Genomic DNA, 17,775 nt, shown 5'->3' with positions numbered 1-17,775 from the left:
CGCCCGTCGAGTACGAAGCCAACTACTACATGGAATCAACGAAACCCCAGGTCACAACCACAATCTGAGATCTCTACCGAACCCGGGGCGGTTCAGCGCTGGCGGGAGGGCAAGGACCTCCCGCCGGGCAGAGACCGTCTGTCCTCGCCCTACGACACCGACGCCCGCTACAGCACCAAACGCGGTATGGGCTGGTGCGGCTACAAGACCCACCTGAGCGAGACCTGCGAACCCGACGCCCCGCACCTGATCACCCATGTCGCGACCACCGACGCCACGGTCACCGACACCGAGATGACCGATGAGATCCATCAGGGCCTGGCGGCACGGGAGTTGCTGCCTGACGAACACGATGTGGACGCCGGTTACGTCACCGCCGCCCACATCGTCACCGCCCGCGACTAGCACGGCATCGAACTCCTGGGTCCGGTCGGACCTGATACCACCACACCAACCACCCCGGCGAGCACTATGCCCAGAGCGCCTTCACGTCGACTGGCACACCAGGACGGTCACCTGCCCCCAGGGCAAGACCAGCGCCAGCTGGTCCAACCAGCGCAAGACCAGCGGCACGCCCCTGGCACGGGTGCACTTCACCGCCCAGGACTGCGCGAGCTGCCCCGCGCGAGAAAAGTGCACCAAGGCGACCAACGGAAAATGGGGCCGCAGCCTGACCCTCCTGCCCCGAGACCAGCAGGAGGTACTGGAGGACCGACGCCGCGAGCAACTGACCGATGAGTGGCAACAGCGCTACAACACCCGGGCCGGGGTGGAGGGCACCATCTCCCAGACGGTGCGCCGCACCGGCATCCGCCGCACCCGTTACGTCGGCCTGGCCAAGACTCACCTCGGCAACGTCTTCGCCGCCACCGCGATCAACATCGTCCGACTCGACGCCTGGCTCACCGAAACGCCGCTCGGCGAGACCAGAACCTCCCACCTGGCACGACTCGAACTCGCGGCCTAAATCCTGGTCTCGACCACCGGGTTTGCGGATTTCCCAACGGAGTCCTGTACTCCCGAAGCTGCCGCGAAGTGACAAGTAGCTCTACGTAGTCGGGAGAGCTGGGTACTCGCTAGTCCTGCCTCGGCACCCGTGCTGTCATAAAGGTCGTTTACGGCTGTTACGGTCCTGCCATGACTCGCCGTGACCGCGCTTTGGAGCTTCTGCGTCAGCACTCGGAGCTGGCTGATCTCGCGGCATTCCCGTTCGACTTCGACCTCGATCGCGCCGAGCACGGCGAGGCAGTGAGGCTGGCATCCGGGACGGCTCTGCAGGCGGTGGCTGGAGATGACACCGGCGGCACCTACTTCCTGTGTTCGAACGGTGAAGTTCTCTATGCCAGCTCCGAAGGCGAAGCTGGCCTGGTCGGCAACAGCGTGGACGAGACCCTCGAAGTATTGATCGGGCTACCCGGCTGGCGGGATTACACGGACCTCGACCTCCAGGCCGACACAGTCGAGCTGACAGCTGCCATCGCGCGGACCGAAGAAGGCATCCGTAGCTCCTACGCCTCGCAGCTCGACCACGATCGCAGCCGCCTCCTGGCCGGGCTCGGACTGCGCCAGCTCCCGCAGCTGGAAGTGATCCGGCGGCTACACCGGTCGCTGCTCCGCACTGAACCGGACTTCATACTGCTCAATGCGGACGAGGGCTGCGCCTACGCCCTGCTTGACCGGCTCCCGCGCCCACCACTTTGGCAAACCGTCCTCGCTCCAGGGCAAGCAGACCTCCTCATGCTCCGCCTAGACAGCACCCGCTGGGCTCAGGTCGCGGACGATCCAGCACGCCGCGCGACCTTGCTGCGAATGGCCCAGTACGACCGTCAGACCACCGACCTCCCGCTTCTGCGGGAGATACTCCGAGCCGAGGCCCGGCTCGGCCACACCGAAGAGCTACATCTGGCCGCGGTTCTGGTGGGACTGCACGGGCACGCCGAGGACTACGAGCTGATGCAGTCACTGCGCATGGCCAACTCGGACGTCTACTACGGGCTGGGCGGCTTCCCGGAGGCGGCAGAAGAGTTGAGTGCGTGGGCGACCGCGTTTGATGTCTCCAACCATGGTCAGGACCCAGCGGATGAGGATGAGCTCGCCTGGGCCGATCTGGCCCGCCGCCAAGGCCGAACCGAGCTGGCCCGCAGCATCCTGCTACGACTGCTGGACGACGCGGGACCACGCGACGCACCCCTTCTCGGGTACCTTGCCGGACAGCTCACCAGGCTCGGGGACTTCACCCAGGCTGCACGCGCGCAGAAACTGCACGCCTGCCTCCAGGACGACCCGCAGCAACGTGGGTCCTCGATGCTCAGCCTCGCCTCGCTGCAACGACGGGCCGGCGATGCGGAAGCGGCCTGGCAGTCGTTGCAGCATGCCGTCGCGGATCTCGACGGTCCTCCGCCAGCGCCCCCTACCGACCAACTCGCGCTGGACCTGAACCTCCCTGAGCAGGAGCACCACAACCACACCATTGCCTGGCGCGGCCTCCAGCTGGGCCACAGGGTTGCTGAGGAGCACTTCCTTGTCGCGCGCGCCGCAGCAGCGATAGGACTGGCAGCAACCGCCCGCGCAGCACTGGCGGCAGGTGCCGCCCTGCTGGGCACACTCACGCGCCCAACCGATGATCTCCGGGTGCTGGCTAATGCAGTGACAGAGGAGTCGGTGGGCCAGTAGGAACCCGAGGTCGAGCAGTTCCGGTACAGGATCTGGCGCCGAGATCGATCATGGGCTGGGCTGCTGCGTTGTCGCAGCAGGCGTCAGCCACGTCGGAGACGGGGCCAGTTGGCCCGTGCATGTCCGCCGCTGCAGGGCCGTCCGCCGTCCGGCCCGCGCCGCTCCGCTCCTGCGCCCGGCCTGACGCCGCTCCGCGCCTCGCCGTCCGACCGTCCGGCCTGGTGCGCCGCTGCGCCGCGCCCGTGTCGTCACCGGCTGCCCGCGGCGGGGAGGGGAACGGTCAAGGTGTTCGGCGGTGTTCGCTGGTGTTCGGCGCGGTGTCCGGACCTGGAGTGTTGGCCAGCCGTGCGGGCCTGCCGGCTTGGACAGGACGGTGTCGGCGGCCAGCGCGTGGGGGAGTACCGGCAGGCGAGGGTCTGTTGGCCATCGCGGATTTGCGATACCGGGCCGGGGGCGGTGACCGGCGGCTCTACGGTGTGAGGGTGACGACGTTGTGGCGCCGGCCGGCGCGAGCGTGCTGCCCGAGGGCGACGACGTCCTCGCGGATGCCCTGGCGGCCCAGGGGGAGGCGGGAGCACGGGCGCTGGATCTGCTGCAGGACGCGCGCCGGATCCTGTCCGGCCCGTTCCTGCGGCGGCCGGAGGAGATCGCGGAGTCGTGTCTGCGGGGTGCGGCGGACGCGCTCGGCGCCGGATTCAGCGGTCTCGCCTTCATCCTCTGGGCATTCACCAGGAACGGTGCCACCCGACCGGTGGCGAGGCGGGAACGGTGCACCGCCTGAAGCGACAAGGCTCGAATATGAGTACGACGACTCAGGCCCCGGCCGCCATCCGGTCCCGACGATGAGGGCCAACACCGCCGAGACCGGGAGACCCTTCATGCTCAGCCGCACCGCCGACGTCCTGGTGCCCGCGTTCGGCCGCCTGACGGTGACCACCGACCCCGGCGCCGAACTCGCGCCCGGCAGTATCATCGCCGCGAACCATACGTCCTTGGCGGACCCCGCGATCGTGACCGCCGCCCTGCACCGCCTCGGCGCCGAGCCGGTCATCATGGCGGCCGCGGGGCTGTGGCGCGTCCCGCTGCTCGGCCGTGCGCTGGCCCGCGAAGGACACATCCCGGTCATCCGCGGAGACCGGCGCGCCGCGGCCGCGCTGGACGCCGCGGCGGAGGCCCTGGAGCAGGGGCGGCTGGTCCTCATCTACGCCGAAGGGGGCCTGCCCCGCCGCAGGGACGCCGGGGAAGCGGCACCCGGCACCTTCCGCAGCGGCCTGGCCCGGCTCGCCGAACGCACCGGCGCCCCCGTCGTACCCGTGGGCCAGGCCGGAGCCCACCGGATCACCTCGGGCAGCACCGCCAAGCAGCTCGCCGGCCTGGTCACCGCCCCGCTGCGCCGACCGGACCTTCATGTGCACGTGGGCGCGCCCTTGGAGTTGACCGGCGACCGCGCCACCCGGACGGCACGGGCCCGGACCTCGGTGACCACCGCGTGGCGCACGGCCGCCGCCCACCTGCGCGAGCCCGCCGCGCTCGCCGCATAGTTCCTGCCGCCCGCAGGCTTCGCGGACACGACCTCACAGGTCAACGTCAACACATCTAGGGCAGCCCCATGAGGCCCCAGCCGCGGCAAGCAGCCTCCGTCATCACATCGCCCCATTCACGCAGAAGCGCGGTGAGGTCCTCGAAGCTGTCCGGGCGGCCCGCCCAGCCCGCGCACTCGGCGGCGAACGGCCTGCGCAACTCCTCAAGGAACGGCTCCACCCGCTCCCAGGCACGGGCCTTACCCGGTACCGCCGCAGGCGGGCACACAAGAAGGATTCCCGGATGCCAACGGTCGGTGGCAGGCGGGAAGAGCCCCCCACCCCCGGTGAACCAGCGGACGGATCCGCTTGCCAGATCAGGCCGTCGAGAAAGGTGTCCATCGCCTCACACACGGACGGGTCGACGAGCAGCCGCATGTCCGCCCATGCGGCTCCCGCGCGGGCATGCGGGCGGGAGCCGCCGGTGGTGGTGAAGAAGTCGTACTCGGCACACCACGCCGCCCCCGGTCCGGGGGCCACAACCAGCCGCTGGCCCGACCGCACCTGCGGTGGTCCGCGTCGTCGAACTCCCGTGGCAGGCTCGTGTCTTCCAATGCGTCGATCCGGTCCTCGACGGGGAAGGCGCTCAACCGTTCCCAGTCCGCCATGAACAGTGTGAGATCCAGCCCCATGGCCGCAGCATAGGCAAGCCCCGCGCGGCAGCCGCGCCCGAAAGGGGTCTCAGGTGTCAACCGCCGGCGGGGGCTCGGCGAAGGCGCCGGCGGATGAGGCGAGAGCCGGCCAGTCGACCGGTTCCCCTCAGCGACTCCAGGGCAGTATTTCGCGCGCCCTGCGCACACCCGGCACCCTACGATGCCCCGGTACGGCTGCTGGTGAGGGGCGGGAATGCGTAAGAAGACCGGGGACGGGACAGTGGCAGCGGTGCGGCTCGCGGGAGGTGCGCCGCTTCGGACCACGCTCAATGTCGCCGACCCCAGCGACTGGCTCGCGCTGGACGCGGGCGTGCGTGAGGTGGACTGGTACCGCTCGCAGTCCCTGCCGGAGTGGGAGCATTCCACGCCGTTGCCCGTCGACTCGACTCAGCTCGACGAGTCTCGGCTCGCACTTGCCCTGTGCCACCGCGACGGGTGGATCCGTCAGGAGGCGGTGCATCGGTCGGCCCGGTACCCCGGTCTGCTGCCGTTGATCGTGATCCGTTGCGCCGATTGGGTCGGCCCAGTGCGCGAGCGCGCCCTCCGGCTGCTGCGCGAGGTCCTGGACGTCGATTCTGCCCTCGACCTCGCGCCGCTGATCCTGCGGGTTGGCGACCGTGACAGAGGCGCTTTTGGTGTCGAGGTGCTCGAAGAGGCCATGCACCGGGCATCCCACGGGCAGCTCGCGGCTCTCTTCACTGCCCCCGACCGCATCGTGCGGCGGTTCGCGTACCGGTGGGCCGTCGACAGCCGGCTGCTCCGCCCCGCCGAATTGGCCCGCGCGGCCGCCCAGGACGAGGACACCGTGGTCCAGGACCTATGTGCCACAGCGGCGCTCTCGACTCTGAGCGACGAGGAGGCCTACGAGTATGTGCTGGCGCCCTTGCTGACCGCGCGCAACCCGCGTACCCGTTCGGCCGGTGTCACCGCGCTGCGGCGGGCGGGGCGGTCGGAGCAAGCTGAGCCGTTCCTCAGTGACCGGTCCACGCTGGTGCGCGCTTGCGCTCGGTACGTCATACGACAACACGGAGGAGATCCGGCGGCCTGGTACCGGCAGCGGTGCACGGCACCGGACGACGCCGAGTTGCCGCCCGGTGCGGTCATCGGTCTGGCCGAGTGCGGGGACCGTGCGGATGCAGGGCTGCTGTGGCCCTTGCTCGCGCACCCGGCGGCCGGGGTGCGGGCGCGGGCGGTGGCCGGTCTGCGGGCGTTGGACAGCGCGGACGCGGAGCAGCTGCGGCCCCTCCTCGACGATCCTGCCGCTGGTGTCGTGCGCGAGACAGCCGTCGCCCTGCTGCCATCGGCAGAGGAACTGCCCGCCGACTGGCTACTGGAACGCACCAGCTCCGAGCGGCCGCGGCACGTTCGGCTCGCCGCGTTCCGGCTGCTCGACGCGCGCGACGGGGTAGCGGCATTGCGGGCGGCGGTCGGGCTGTTGGAGGACCCGGATGTGAAGCTGCGCACCTGGGCAGGGCAGGCGGTGCAGCGGTGGCATCCCTCGGCGGACGTACGGCGCTGCGGCGCGGAGGTGGGGGAACTTCTCGACCGGAGCCGACACCTTTTCAGCGACCACGTGCTGCGGCAACGGAACAGGGAGGCAGGGGTGGACAGCTGAGTTCGCCACGGTTGCCCACACGGCGAGGCCTTGGCCGGTTGCTGCGGCCGATTTCACGGCGGGCACGGTTCCGATCACGGGCACGCGCGGTTCGAACCTCTCGCGCAGATCGTCGATCGCGGTGACGGTGGCGGTGTTACAGGGGACCACGATGGCCTCCGCGCCCCGTTGGCGAGTCCTCGCAGCGGCTGGGCCGTCATCGCTGGACCATCGAACGCACCATGGCCTGGCTCGCCGGCTGCCGGCGCCTCCACCGACGCTACGAACGCAAAGCCGACCACTTCCTCGGCTTCACCAGCATCGCCTGCACCCTCATCTGCTACCGCAGACTCAAGACGACTCCAGGCGTTGTGAAAGCTGCGCCATGATGGTCCGCGTGAGCGAAGAATCTGCGGTTGAGGCCGTATCACGCCTGTACCAAGAGTTCATGGAATTTCCCTTTCCTCCTAGATTGGGTGGCGCGGACCGAGCCGGCTTCGACCTGGTGATGCTGGACTCGGACACCGCAGGTTGTGTTTTCACGTGGATCAAGAACGGCGGCGAGCTCGAAGCGCGGGGTCGAAGCATTCTGCTTCGCTGCATCGCCCGTCTAGACCCAATACCGGTGACTTTGCTGACGCTGGCTCGTTGAGTTGGTGTGCCAAGGCCAGGACAGTTGAAGGCAGTTGAGAGTGATCGGTTTTCGGATCGCATCGCTCTGGGAGTGCTCACGCGTGCGTTTCCGCCGGAGCTGGTGGATGAGGTGGTGGCGGAGTGCGGGCGGGCCGAGCAACGTCAACGGCTGCTTCCCGCACGGGTGGTGATGTATATCGTGCTGGCGATGTGCCTGTTCTCGGGACAGGGATATGAGGAGGTCGGACGGCTTCTCACGCAGGGCCTGGAACGGGAACGCCGGTGGTCGAAGACGTGGCGGGTGCCCACCAGCGGAGCGATCGGACGGGCCCGGCTCCGGCTGGGGGCGCGCGTCGAGCGGGTCATGCGCGAACACGGCATCGCCGGTCACAGCCGCCGCACCGGGCGTCGCAGCCTTACGACCTGGGGAGTAATTGGGCTCGATGTCGCGGCTGCCGTGCTGGACGACGTTCCTTCTGCTGAGCCCTATTGCTTCTTGGGTCGCGACTTCGAGGCCGCCCAGATCAGCTGCAGCTGCCCGATCTCAGCGACGTTCTTCATCAGTTCGGCGTTCAGCCAGGCGATCATGTGTCCGATGGTGTTGTCCGGAGGGGTCTGCCACGGCAGCGTGGAGGCGGCGTCCAGATCGGCGTCGGTGAGTTTGTCGAGGACCGCTAGCCACTGGGGACGCAGATCCTGTAGCCAGGCGACGGTCGCCGGTCCGTTGCCGGGCCAGGTGATGTCGGTACGCTCCCGGGGCGTACGTCCCTGTGCGTGATCGATGGCAGTGCTCCACCACCAGCCGATGTGCCAGCTCACCCAGCCGATGGTGGGAACGGGAACGGGGTCGGGCTCGGTGTTGGCCCAGTCCGGCAGCCAGTTCCCGGCGGCGTCCGGGCGCACTGTCCAGGTCAGGTCAGTGGGCTCCCACAGAAAGGCCTCGGGTGCGAGCCGCTCCAGGTGGTACTCGAACAGTGACCAGGTCATGTCGAACTGCCAGCGCAGTAACTCGCGGCGGGGATTTCTCATCGTTCGATCCTCGCATGGTGCCCTGGAGGGCAGCCGTCACGTCGCCTGGTGTGGTGCATCAGGGTGTCACGGTGTAGCGCGCAGCAGGCCCATCGCGTGAGATGAATCCGCGCGAGCGTCGCGGGCGAATGCGAGCAGGTCAGATCAGGCCGTGACGGGGAAGGGCCGTACGGGTTAGGTGAGTTGTGAAGCTGACCTGGGCCCGTACAGCCTGCTCCCATCCTGCCCTGTCCGGGGTCTCCCGCGCACATTTCGGCGGTTTGCTCCAAGAACTCGCGCCCAGGTGGACGGCGGTCCGCGAGTCCGCGTTGCATGAGCGGGGGTGCCCGGCGCCGGGCGGCTGGGGCGGGCCGTAAGCAGAAGCTGGTCTTCCCCGACCGGCTGCTGGCCACCCTCGTCCACCTGCGGCTCGGGCTTCCGCATGCCGCCCTGGCCGAACTGTTCGATGTCGATCGCTCCACCATCGCCACTGCCATCCGCGAGGTCCGGCCGCTGCTCGCGGCCCGTGGCTTCGCCGTCCCCGACCGGCGCGGCCTGCGCCTGCGGACCTTGGAGGATGTCTTCGCCTACGCCGAAGCCGAAGGCGTCGACCTGCGCATCGATGGCACGGAAGTCCAGGTCAGACCTCCCAAGGCCGGGCGCGCCGGACGTAAGGCGTTCGTCTCTGGCAGGAAGAAGCAGAACACCATCAAGACGACTACGTTCAGCGATCACCAAGGCCGTACCCTCTTCTCCGGCGTGACGCGGCCGGGCCGCGTGCACGACCAGACCGCCGTGCGCACCGAGGGCATTGCCGAGCAATTCCGCCTCCGCCCAAATGTGAAAGTCGAGGTGGACGAGGGCTACCGCGGCTTGGCCAACGAATTCCCACACCAGGTCAGCGCTCCGTCGAGGAAGCCGAAGGACGACGTGTGTGACGGCGAGAGGCGGGCCTGGCGCGGACAGCGACGCCGGCAGTCCTCGGCTCGGATCTGTGTGGAGCACACCAATGCTGAGTACAAGCAGTGGCGCCCGCTCCAGCGCTACACCGGACGGCGTGAGGACTACGACGAGACCCACCGCGCCATCGCCGGTCTGGTCTCCGACCGCTCCGCCCGCAGGGCAACCCGCCGCAGGACGAGTACCGAGCTGGTGCCCGTCCGCACGACGACCTGCTGATCACCCGACAGCCAAACCCCCAGGCCCGCACGTCCCGATCTCAATTGTCCCCGTGATCATTACCCTCGCCGACCGCAGGATTGCCCCGGCCCCGGCCACACCACACGCACCGAAGACGAACCCCAGGCGTAGCCGTTTTACGGTGATCCGGCAGTTGCGGCCGAACCCGGCGACGGTAGTGAAACTGCTGAGCGGATCCTGTGATCGACTCGCAATTCGATGGACTACGAGGTGTTCCTGCTCTCGCGCATTCAGGAACTCCACGATTCCGGGTTGGACAATGATCTCGCGGTCGAGCTCGGGGTACAGCACTCCGCCCGGATCATCAGCTCCTCCGCCGCGTTGATGTGCATCGTCTTCATCGGATTCGCCACGGGCGAGCTGCTGGTCATGAAACAGCTGGCGATCGCGCTGACCGTCGCCGTCGTCGTCGATGCCACGCTGGTGCGGTGCGTGCTGGTTCCGGCCACGATGACACTGCTCCGCGGCGCCAACTGGTGGGCACCGCCCTCGCTCCGGCTGCGTTTCCGCACTCTGCGGGCCCAGGCCAGGATGCCGGGATCGGCGTGTAGCCGACCGGCATCCACGGAAAACCACCCCCGATCACCCGAACAGTGACTCCAGGTCCGGTCGTTGCGGAACCCGTCGGGTGACCGCATAGTCGATCAGCGCGAACAACGATGCGCGCGGAGGGCCTTCCGGCAGTGCCTCAAGCGCGACCGCCGCCCGGACGGCCTGTTCGCGTGCCAGAGCACGGGTCACGTCGAGCGCTCCGCTCTCGCGGACGAGCGCCACCGCCTCGTCGATCTCGTCCGCCGTCGGGCACCCGCCGCGCACGAGGCTCGTCAGTCTTCCTTGCCTACGCCGCAGCGCGACCAGCACGGGATGCGCCAGCGTGCCGTCGCGCAGCACGGCGCCCGCGGTGTTGTCCCCCGGGCCCGTGGCCGGTGAGCGTGCGAATGTCCTCGGTCAGCCTGAACGCGACGCCGAGCGCACGGCCGTAGCTCGCGAGTGCTCCGGCATGCTCGGGATCGGCTCCCGCCACGACGGCGCCGAGCCGGCACGGCAACTCGAACGACGATGCGGTCTGCAACTCGACCAGCGACAGATGCTCGTCCTCGGTCACCCCCGGATCGAACGCGTGCTGCCGCTCGCGGATCCGGCCGGTGCACACCTTCGTGACGGCTTGGGAGAGGACCGCGAGGGTCTGAGGGCCGCCGTCGGTGGCGAGGTGTAGGGATTTCGACATCAGCAGGTCGCTGACCAGGATGGCGAACCTGTTTCCCCAGCTGGAGTGCGGTGTCGGGGTGTCCTCTACGCCGAGTTGCGCGAGCGCCGCCAACGCGCTCAGCTCGATCGCGGTGCCCAGCTTGATGCGGCAGCGCGTGCCGGGGTCACCGAAATGGGTTGCCAGTAGGAGCAACAGCGCCGGCCGGAACGGGACTCCGGGATCTCCCCAGCCCGACGTGGCCATGCGGGCCAGGAAGGGCAGCCGAAGCCGAGCACGGCCACGTTGGCCTGGCGGCCGTCGAACTCGCCCACCATCTCCCGGAACTCCACCGGGTTTTCGGTCTTGAAGTCCCTGACCCCGCTCCGCACCGCGCCCGCCAGTGTTCTGTCGTTGTCGGTGACGCTTGCTGCCCGGGGCGCGAAATCGTCGGGCATGGGACGTCTCTCCTCATGGGCGGTTTCCGACCGGTGGTGTGGTGCGCCGTCACGGCGGCGCGGGCGTGGCGTTGACCGCCGCGAGTGCGTCGACCCTGCCGTACCAGACGATCGGGATCGGTGCGGGCGTGGTCGTGACGATGAGCGTCTTGACCGTGCCGGGGGTGATGTTGGGGTTCTTGTCCAGCATGAGCGCGGCGACACCTGCCACGTGGGGGGTCGCCATGCTGGTGCCGGATTTGTCGATGAAGCCCGGCGCGACGACGTCTTCCGGCCTTCCCGTGCCCGGCGCCCGCGCCGAGGCGATGAGCACACCCGGGGCTGCGACGTCCGGCTTCGGCCTGCCGTCCGGGGTCGAGCCGTGGCTGGAGAAGTCCGCGATGTTGTCCCCGTCGTCGGTGGCCCCGACGGTGATGACGTTGCGTGCGTTACCGGGACAGCGGATCTTGGTCGCGTAGTCCCCCCAGAAGTCGACGCCTTCGTTTCCGGAGGCGACGACCACCACCACGCCGAGGTTCACGAGATTGTCGGCGGCGGTGCACAGCACGCAGTTGCCGGAGGGGCAGACCCACGCGCCGTCGCGGTGCGGGCATCCCTTCCAGGGGGCGGCGAGGGCATCCTGGCTCCTCTCAGTGCTCGTCCGCGATCTCTGCCTGCCTCGGCGAATCCAGCAGTACCTGCCGGACCTCCGGACGAGCCGCGACCGCGAGCAACGACGTTATCGATATACGAGCTGCAACCGTGTGATTGAGCCAGAACTCGCGGATGTCTCGCCCGCCCGCCGCAACGAGGGTGCCGACCACCGCCTCGGCTCGGCGCCCGAATGCCCGACGCATGGCGTCGACGGCCTCGCCACGCGTCACAGCCGATCCTGACGGGTGATCAGCGCCCGGAGTGAGGACGATGAGCACGGCGACTTCGGCAGGCCGAACGGCGAGGATTTCCTGCTGCAGTGCGACGTCGAACTTCTCCCAGGTGTCCGGCGGGATCCGTTCCGACATCAATGGCTCCCGTCCGCCTCAGCAACCTGCGGGCGTCTCTGTCGCGGTTGCATCTCCTGGAACCCCCGGGCGGGCTATCGCGGGGTCGCCCCAGGACCTGACAGCCAGGATGTCCCGCCCATGGGCCGGGGGCGGTGCATGCCCGGCCCGCGGTCATCGATCACGTCGACCATCTTCCTCGATCCGGCCCCCTCGTGCGACCGGAAGGGCGGGCTCGGCGGTTGCCCGACTACTTGTTCTACAGACTCCCCAGCGGGTGGCCTTCCTCCAGTGCGGTGGCCGCCGCCTTCCAACCAGTGTCCTCGGGGCAGAGGGCGCTGCGCAGGAAGGCCGTGGTGAGCCGCTGGATCAGGGCGACGCGTGCGGGGGCTCTCGTCGGTGGTCTCGGCGACCTCGTATCCGAGGATGCCGCCGAGCGAGTGCTCGGCCCTGCTGCTCGCCGAACGGGCCGCCGCCCATCCGCCCTTGCACCTGCCGAACGGAGCCGCCCGGGAAGGAGCCGCCGCCCTGCAGGCTCGCGTCCCCGCCCGCCAATAGCAGCGGCATCCGGTCCGGGCCAGGCACCCCTTTCCGGCGCCCGCCCGTACCGAACACACCCCGGTCCCCCTGCTGAGCAGCCAGGCCCTGACAGCCACAGTGAACGCCGCCTTCTTCCTGCGCCGGCCGCTGCCGGTAACCGGAGCTGCTCCGCCGTCGATCCGTGGAGCACGGCCTGGCCTGCGCGGACCGGACTTGCAGGTCTTGCACCGCGGTCCCGGCTCGGGCACCGCGATCAGTCGTAGCGGGGTCCTGGTACGTACCCGCCGTCGGGCGTGCGCAGGGTTCCCCGTGATGGCCCGCGCGGCCGAGCCGGCCGAGACCCCTGCCGCCGGTGAACAGGGCCAGGTTCGGCCGGGGCCGGGCAGCGGCAAGGAATCCGGGCGCAGCGGTTTTGGCCCAGACTTTCGCGACGTTGGCCGCGTCCGTGCGGATGGAGCACATGCAATGGCGTCTCCGTGTTCTGGGTGACCAGCTCGGCGACATGAAGAAGTCGATGGACGTGCTGCGGCGCAAGCTCCCGGATCGGTGACACAACCTCGCGGTCGGCAGCGTCGCTGTTGAACGGACGAACTCGCCACGGGCCCCGGGGGATCTCCCGGGGCCCGTGGCGAGTTCGTTCCAACACCGCTATGCCTGTCGTTGCGGCGCCTTCCGATCTCGGTCCTTCATCCAGCGGACCAGTGCTTGATAGACACGAGGATCGTCAGTGTCTGCGAAGGAGGCCGCGAGGGTGCGGTGCAGTTCCTGCTGAGAGATTCGGCCGCACTTGAGGTCGTCGGCCAGCTGGCGGACCCGTTGGCTCACGGCCTGGCGCAGCGCCGCGTCAACCGGCTCGTCCTGGCTGCCGTTCTGGCTCTGGCTGCTTGCCAGTTCGCGGGCCAGGGTTGTCAGCTCTTCTTGGGTCAGCTCTCTCTCGTCTTTGCGGGGGAGCTGTTGCACGATGCCGGTGATCACCTTGACGGTGACGGTCTTGCCGGTGGCGTCCTTGATGGTCTCGTGGACGGCGACGGATGTCTCGGGGCCGTAGTCCTTGGTGATCGGGTTGAGCGCACCGGCGGCCTTCTTGTCGATGGTGGGGGTGTCTGCACGTGCAGACACATCGTTCGAATCTCTTTCGAACGGATTGTCTGCGCGTGCAGACAGAAGCTCCCCGCTCGCGTACGAGGTCATCTCCTCGTACGCGAGCGGGCGGGACTTCTGGAAGACCTCGCGGGCGAAGTCGGCGAAGGTCGCGTGCGTCTTGCGGTACAGGCGACGGTTGCTGATGTTGGCCATGGTCTTGCCCATGACCTACCAGGCGTCCTCGAACTGGCGGATGCCGCGCATGCAGAGCGCGAGGATCTGCTCCTCTTCCTCGCTGAGGTCGCCCATAGCGTCCGGGGTCTCCACCGGGTCGGGCAGGTCTGAGAGCGTCAGCCACACCACCCGATCCGCGATCACCTCCCCGCTCCTGCGGGTCTCCATCCTGCTGCCCGCCCTCGCCCCCGCCGCGCAGACCGCGGCCGACGCCGCGTGCGGGCTGCGGGCCGCCCCCGACGACACCACCCTCCGCGCAGCCCGCGAGCACGCGATCCGCACTGCCGACGACCTTGTCGCAGCGGCCGGGACCGCCCTCGCGGTGTAACCAATGCACTGTCAGCGGCCCCTTGCCCCGGTAGTTCCGCGTCATGAAACGCGGCACGTTGGTGCGCGTCCTGCATGGTGCCGTGCCCGGGGTACAGCGCCCACGTCCTGGTCGCTCCGGTCCTGGGCACCACGCTGGCGGGTGCGGTGCGCTCGCGCAGGTGCCGGTAGCCGACGGTCGCCACCGGGCGATCGAGCGGGGCCCGGTGCGAGGTTGAGCAGCGCCACGGCCGCGCCCACCGCGCCGAACGGCCCCACGTCCGGAGGCGTCCCGATGGCGACCCGGTGGATCACCACGGACGATGGTGCTCGGACCCACGGCGCGGCAGCAGGTCTCCTGAGGCCGCGCCGCACACCTGCGGTGCACGACAGCCGGTCTCAGGAGGTGATCGTATGCGGACTCCCCCCAGGCCCCACCCCGGCTTGCGCCCGAAAGTGGTACGGCCCTCGCTGCGAACCTGGCAGTCACGCGTGTCCCTCGCGGTCATGCTGCTGACCCTGATCCTGACGGCGCTGCTGCTGGCCCGGTTCGGCTTCGAGGACTTCGCCCATGCGCTGACCTTCCTGGGCCGGATCACCGGTGCCGCCCTTCTCGCGGTCGCGCTCACCACCCTGCTGGGCGCCGGCGCGGTGCTGGACCACTGGATCCGGCACTCCTTCTCGTACTCCGGCCTGGTCGCTCTGATCGGCGCGTTCGCGGCCCTGCTGACCAACCTCCTGGTTCTGCTCGAGACGTTGAAGGACGGCGATTCAAAGTGGTATCCGGCGCTGTTCGCCGCGCTCTCGGCGGGTTCGGCATGGGCCGTTCTCACGGTGTGGCGGACGAGGGTCCTGATCCCCGCTCCGAAGCGGGTGGCCGCCGCGGTGATCGTCTCCTCGGTCATCGCGGTCGCCAATTTCAGCTATCAGAACCTCTATGTGCCGTACCAGCGGAAGACCGAGCCTCTCATCACTTTGTCCATAGGAACGGCGGTGCCCGGCAAGGACGGCAAGGCCTTCTCCGTACCGGTCGACATCACCATCCAGAACCACGGTTCCGTGGGTTTCTATGTGCTCGGCACCGAGTTCCACGCCATGGGGTTACGGGTGCCGCTCAGCCCTGGGGACCGACTCCGCCAGCAGTGGCGGGACGACACCGAGCAGTGGTCCAAATCCTCGGCGGTGAACCCGCTCTCCCGCCGGGAGGTGTACCAGCCCGGCGAGCTGGTGGCGGCGAAACCGTGGATGCCTGCTGGCCAATGGATCGAGTCGAGCGGCACCTTCGCCACCCGACTGGTGGTGCAACTGCCCATGAACACGCCGTACGACCAGGTGGCGCTCTACGCCACCGCGAGCCTCGCGCGCAAGGACCGGCTCGTGCTGCAGCCGCCGCTCCAGTTCGTGGGGAACTCTTGGGGTGGGGACAAGATCTCCGGACAGGTGAAGCAGGACCAGCAAAGGGGCGTCGACTCCCTCATCTACCGTGCCAGGGTGCACGAGAACAACGCGCTCGACGAGTACACGAGGGATGCGCGTTTCGTCACCGTCTACTGGAAGTTCGGCCCGCAGGGCGCGAACGTGACGACGACCGTCGCGCGCAAGGGAGAGGAGAGCCGCGTCCTCTCACCGGCGGAACAACGCGAGCTGGTGAGCCGCTACGGCCTCGTCGACCTCATCGCGGGCCCGCATGTGCGGACCCTGTGGGACATCAAGAGCCAGCGATGAGCCGCTTCAGCCAGGCCACCAGGGCGAACGAGCTGTTCACACGGTCCCATGAGTACGAGTCTCCCGTGCCGAGCCGGGGCCTCCCGCACCGCCCGGCGCAGCGTCTCCACGTCGAACATCTCCGGAACCAGCGGATGCCTGGCGGAACGGCACAGGCGATGAGTTCGTCGCCGTGTGCCCGCAGGCCGCGGGCGTAGAGGGCGTCGAAGGGGACCTTGACCGCCCTGCCGCTGATCAAAGTGGGGAGCAGGTCCGCCATGGCCGCGCGCAGAACAGCCTTCGGACGGCCCGGCTCGAACGTGGCCGAGGCGGGGAGGCGGCTCATCGTGGCGATGACGTCCGGGGCGAGGAAAGCAAGGTGCTGCCGCTGCTCTACCCTGCACGGTCCGTCGTCCGGTGACTTCGTGCCCGCGCTGGAGCAGTTCCTCGGCTCTTCCGCCGGCCTCTCACCCGCGACAGTCACGCGGCTGACCGCGCAGTGGCAGGCCGACCACAAGGCGCTCATGGACCGCGATCTGTCGGCCACGGACTACGTCTACGTCTGGGCTGACGGCGTTCACCTGCGCATTCGCCTGGCTTCGGCCGTCCGGCCGACCGTACGCAGCCGGCCGTCTGTGTCGTAACGGCCGAGGACGAGCAGCTGCGGGCGGTGCAGGGTTCCATTGAGTCCACCGATGATCGCTTCGGTGTGGTCTCGCGGCGGCGGATCTTGAACCAGCCGCGGGCGCCTAGTCTGCATTTCTGTCCGATCCCTTTGATGACCAGGCCCTCCACGCCTGGGACGTTGGTCCAGGAGGTCAGCCACTCCTGGGCGATGGCCGGGTCGGTCGTCATGGGGCACAGCGTCCACGGCGCCGCCAGACCGTGCTCGGTGAACAGGTCCTCAAGGGCTGCCGGCGGTGCTCGTACGGCTCAGTGAGCAGCTCCTGGGTGTCGATCTGCAGGACGTCGAAGGCGATGAAGTGCGCGGGCATCGCCTCCGCCAGCTGCTGGGCGGTCCGGCTACCGGAGGAGGCCCGGCGCTGGAGTGCCTCGAACGAGAGCTTGTCCCCCGCCCACACCACTACTTCGCCGTGAAGGACCAGGCCGTGAGGCAGCTGGCGCGCGGCGGCGACGAGGTCGGGGAAGTGGCGCTGGATCAGCGAGCCGCGCCGCGACTGCAGGAGCGTCGGCCCGCCCGGTCCGGCTGGGGTGAACAGCAGTGCCCGGTAGCCGTCGAACTTGGCTTCGAAGGCAAGGCCGCCGGGCAGCGCGCCCGGCGCGGGCACCGTCTCGCGGGCCTGGGCCAGCATCGGCTCCACCGGAGGCGCAGCACCTGTCAGCCAACCGGGGTGACGGGGGTGGGGTTCGGGCCTGGCATCACCGTCGGCTCCTTCTGTCGGGTGTCGCCGCGGCCTGCGCCCTCTGGGGTGGCGCAGGCCGCGATGTGAGGGGCAGCAGCCCGGGTCGTCCTGTCACGGACCGCGGGCTGCACTTTCTCTGTCTACGGGCCCGGTGGCACCCCGGCGACCTGCGGCGGGCAGCACGACTACGGCTGTCACCCGTCCGGGCCGTCGCGCGGGATGACTGTCGTGCAGGAGCTGCTGAGTGAGCGCGCAGTCGAGATCTGCGGCATGACCAGGATCTTTCACCAGGAGCATCCCGATGCTGCCCTGGCAAGAACCCGAGCGCCTCCCGAACTCGTCAACATCACCCGACCGTGGTTCTGGGCGCCTCCCAAACCCGTCGACAAGTGACGTCACTACTGCTCGATAAAGCCACCCATCACGGTGCCGCCGCACGGGCACCGAAGGATCAGAAGTACCGTTCCCGAGACAGCGGCACGGGGCGGGGTGTACCGGCCCATGACAGCCACGCCCGCTACAGATACCACTGAGGTTCCCCCGCTGGGCGGGAGTGGCTGACTAGCTGGTCAGGGCGGG

Annotated in this window: 19 protein-coding genes and 6 pseudogenes; 15 read left to right on the top strand and 10 right to left on the bottom strand. The window is 69.0% G+C overall.

Annotated features, from left to right (window positions below; all coding sequences use genetic code 11):
* From ACZ3IC_RS31920 to ACZ3IC_RS31900, 5 genes and pseudogenes are all read left to right on the top strand, one after another.
* A pseudogene (locus ACZ3IC_RS31920) lies at positions 1-405 on the top strand (hypothetical protein); the annotation flags it as partial.
* A complete protein-coding gene (locus tag ACZ3IC_RS31915) occupies positions 302-967 on the top strand; it encodes a transposase (protein WP_467421957.1) in 666 nt (221 codons plus the stop codon). The pseudogene ACZ3IC_RS31920 and the gene ACZ3IC_RS31915, both read left to right, overlap by 104 nt.
* 170 nt (positions 968-1,137) lie before the next feature.
* Positions 1,138-2,673, top strand: coding sequence for a hypothetical protein (locus ACZ3IC_RS31910; protein WP_467421955.1), 1,536 nt, complete (start codon positions 1,138-1,140; stop codon positions 2,671-2,673).
* Between the two features lie 493 nt (positions 2,674-3,166).
* Complete coding sequence (locus tag ACZ3IC_RS31905; protein ID WP_467421954.1) at positions 3,167-3,454, top strand: hypothetical protein; 288 nt, start codon at positions 3,167-3,169, stop codon at positions 3,452-3,454.
* A 97-nt stretch (positions 3,455-3,551) separates the two neighbouring features.
* Entirely contained in the window at positions 3,552-4,214 is a 663-nt protein-coding gene (locus ACZ3IC_RS31900; RefSeq protein WP_467421959.1) for a lysophospholipid acyltransferase family protein, read from the top strand.
* A gap of 55 nt (positions 4,215-4,269) precedes the next feature.
* Here ACZ3IC_RS31900 and ACZ3IC_RS31895 read toward each other — a convergent pair whose 3' ends face one another.
* Positions 4,270-4,434, bottom strand: a complete 165-nt coding sequence (locus ACZ3IC_RS31895) for a hypothetical protein (protein ID WP_467421953.1) — start codon at positions 4,432-4,434, stop codon at positions 4,270-4,272.
* Positions 4,435-5,099: 665 nt separating this feature from the next.
* On the opposite strand from ACZ3IC_RS31895, the gene ACZ3IC_RS31890 reads away from it, so the two are divergent.
* From ACZ3IC_RS31890 to ACZ3IC_RS31875, 4 genes and pseudogenes are all read left to right on the top strand, one after another.
* The gene (locus ACZ3IC_RS31890; protein WP_467421952.1) at positions 5,100-6,521 is read left to right on the top strand and encodes a HEAT repeat domain-containing protein; all 1,422 of its coding nucleotides are present in this window, start codon (positions 5,100-5,102) and stop codon (positions 6,519-6,521) included.
* Between the two features lie 173 nt (positions 6,522-6,694).
* Positions 6,695-6,889, top strand: a pseudogene (locus ACZ3IC_RS31885) (transposase); the annotation flags it as partial.
* Positions 6,890-6,897: 8 nt separating this feature from the next.
* Positions 6,898-7,152, top strand: coding sequence for a hypothetical protein (locus ACZ3IC_RS31880; protein WP_467421951.1), 255 nt, complete (start codon positions 6,898-6,900; stop codon positions 7,150-7,152).
* 6 nt (positions 7,153-7,158) lie between these two features.
* A pseudogene (locus tag ACZ3IC_RS31875) lies at positions 7,159-7,434 on the top strand (transposase domain-containing protein); the annotation flags it as partial.
* Positions 7,435-7,619: 185 nt separating this feature from the next.
* Here ACZ3IC_RS31875 and ACZ3IC_RS31870 read toward each other — a convergent pair.
* Positions 7,620-8,162 (bottom strand): DinB family protein, encoded by a 543-nt coding sequence (locus ACZ3IC_RS31870; RefSeq protein ID WP_467421950.1) that lies wholly within the window; start codon positions 8,160-8,162, stop codon positions 7,620-7,622.
* Between the two features lie 185 nt (positions 8,163-8,347).
* Here ACZ3IC_RS31870 and ACZ3IC_RS31865 point away from each other — a divergent pair.
* Positions 8,348-9,320, top strand: a pseudogene (locus ACZ3IC_RS31865) (transposase).
* A 219-nt stretch (positions 9,321-9,539) separates the two neighbouring features.
* Positions 9,540-9,938, top strand: a complete 399-nt coding sequence (locus tag ACZ3IC_RS31860) for an MMPL family transporter (protein WP_467421949.1) — start codon at positions 9,540-9,542, stop codon at positions 9,936-9,938.
* Here the strand turns inward: ACZ3IC_RS31860 and ACZ3IC_RS31855 are convergent.
* The 6 genes and pseudogenes from ACZ3IC_RS31855 to ACZ3IC_RS31830 form a co-directional block, all read right to left on the bottom strand.
* Positions 9,924-10,232 carry a hypothetical protein gene (locus tag ACZ3IC_RS31855; RefSeq protein WP_467421948.1) on the bottom strand — a complete coding sequence of 103 codons (309 nt, stop codon included), beginning with the start codon at positions 10,230-10,232 and terminating at the stop codon, positions 9,924-9,926. The genes ACZ3IC_RS31860 and ACZ3IC_RS31855 overlap by 15 nt on opposite strands.
* Positions 10,180-10,794 carry a polyprenyl synthetase family protein gene (locus ACZ3IC_RS31850; RefSeq protein ID WP_467421947.1) on the bottom strand — a complete coding sequence of 205 codons (615 nt, stop codon included), beginning with the start codon at positions 10,792-10,794 and terminating at the stop codon, positions 10,180-10,182. Before ACZ3IC_RS31850 ends, ACZ3IC_RS31855 begins: the two co-directional genes overlap by 53 nt.
* 240 nt (positions 10,795-11,034) lie before the next feature.
* Positions 11,035-11,532 carry a S8 family serine peptidase gene (locus tag ACZ3IC_RS31845; RefSeq protein ID WP_467421946.1) on the bottom strand — a complete coding sequence of 166 codons (498 nt, stop codon included), beginning with the start codon at positions 11,530-11,532 and terminating at the stop codon, positions 11,035-11,037.
* Between the two features lie 82 nt (positions 11,533-11,614).
* The gene (locus tag ACZ3IC_RS31840; protein ID WP_467421944.1) at positions 11,615-11,986 is read right to left on the bottom strand and encodes a hypothetical protein; all 372 of its coding nucleotides are present in this window, start codon (positions 11,984-11,986) and stop codon (positions 11,615-11,617) included.
* A gap of 238 nt (positions 11,987-12,224) precedes the next feature.
* A pseudogene (locus ACZ3IC_RS31835) lies at positions 12,225-12,414 on the bottom strand (chlorophyllase); the annotation flags it as partial.
* Positions 12,415-13,153: 739 nt separating this feature from the next.
* Positions 13,154-13,813 (bottom strand): hypothetical protein, encoded by a 660-nt coding sequence (locus ACZ3IC_RS31830; protein WP_467421943.1) that lies wholly within the window; start codon positions 13,811-13,813, stop codon positions 13,154-13,156.
* Between ACZ3IC_RS31830 and ACZ3IC_RS31825 the strand changes: the two genes are divergently transcribed.
* Both ACZ3IC_RS31825 and ACZ3IC_RS31820 read left to right on the top strand, forming a co-directional pair.
* The gene (locus tag ACZ3IC_RS31825; RefSeq protein ID WP_467421942.1) at positions 13,812-14,150 is read left to right on the top strand and encodes a hypothetical protein; all 339 of its coding nucleotides are present in this window, start codon (positions 13,812-13,814) and stop codon (positions 14,148-14,150) included. The genes ACZ3IC_RS31830 and ACZ3IC_RS31825 overlap by 2 nt on opposite strands.
* A gap of 470 nt (positions 14,151-14,620) precedes the next feature.
* Complete coding sequence (locus ACZ3IC_RS31820) at positions 14,621-15,853, top strand: hypothetical protein (protein WP_467421939.1); 1,233 nt, start codon at positions 14,621-14,623, stop codon at positions 15,851-15,853.
* Here the strand turns inward: ACZ3IC_RS31820 and ACZ3IC_RS31815 are convergent.
* Complete coding sequence (locus ACZ3IC_RS31815) at positions 15,837-16,178, bottom strand: hypothetical protein (RefSeq protein ID WP_467421938.1); 342 nt, start codon at positions 16,176-16,178, stop codon at positions 15,837-15,839. The genes ACZ3IC_RS31820 and ACZ3IC_RS31815 overlap by 17 nt on opposite strands.
* A gap of 27 nt (positions 16,179-16,205) precedes the next feature.
* On the opposite strand from ACZ3IC_RS31815, the pseudogene ACZ3IC_RS31810 reads away from it, so the two are divergent.
* Positions 16,206-16,428 (top strand): annotated as a pseudogene (locus ACZ3IC_RS31810) (transposase); the annotation flags it as partial.
* Positions 16,429-16,683: 255 nt separating this feature from the next.
* Here ACZ3IC_RS31810 and ACZ3IC_RS31805 read toward each other — a convergent pair.
* The gene (locus tag ACZ3IC_RS31805) at positions 16,684-17,145 is read right to left on the bottom strand and encodes an ATP-dependent DNA ligase (RefSeq protein WP_467421958.1); all 462 of its coding nucleotides are present in this window, start codon (positions 17,143-17,145) and stop codon (positions 16,684-16,686) included.
* Positions 17,146-17,424: 279 nt separating this feature from the next.
* Between ACZ3IC_RS31805 and ACZ3IC_RS31800 the strand changes: the two genes are divergently transcribed.
* The gene (locus ACZ3IC_RS31800; RefSeq protein WP_467421937.1) at positions 17,425-17,589 is read left to right on the top strand and encodes a hypothetical protein; all 165 of its coding nucleotides are present in this window, start codon (positions 17,425-17,427) and stop codon (positions 17,587-17,589) included.
* Positions 17,590-17,775 lie beyond the last annotated feature (186 nt).

The sequence above is a fragment of the Streptomyces sp. NPDC002958 genome (assembly GCF_055563255.1).
The sequence above is the reverse complement of the archived record's forward strand: the minus strand, read 5'-3'. Positions and strand labels throughout refer to the sequence as shown.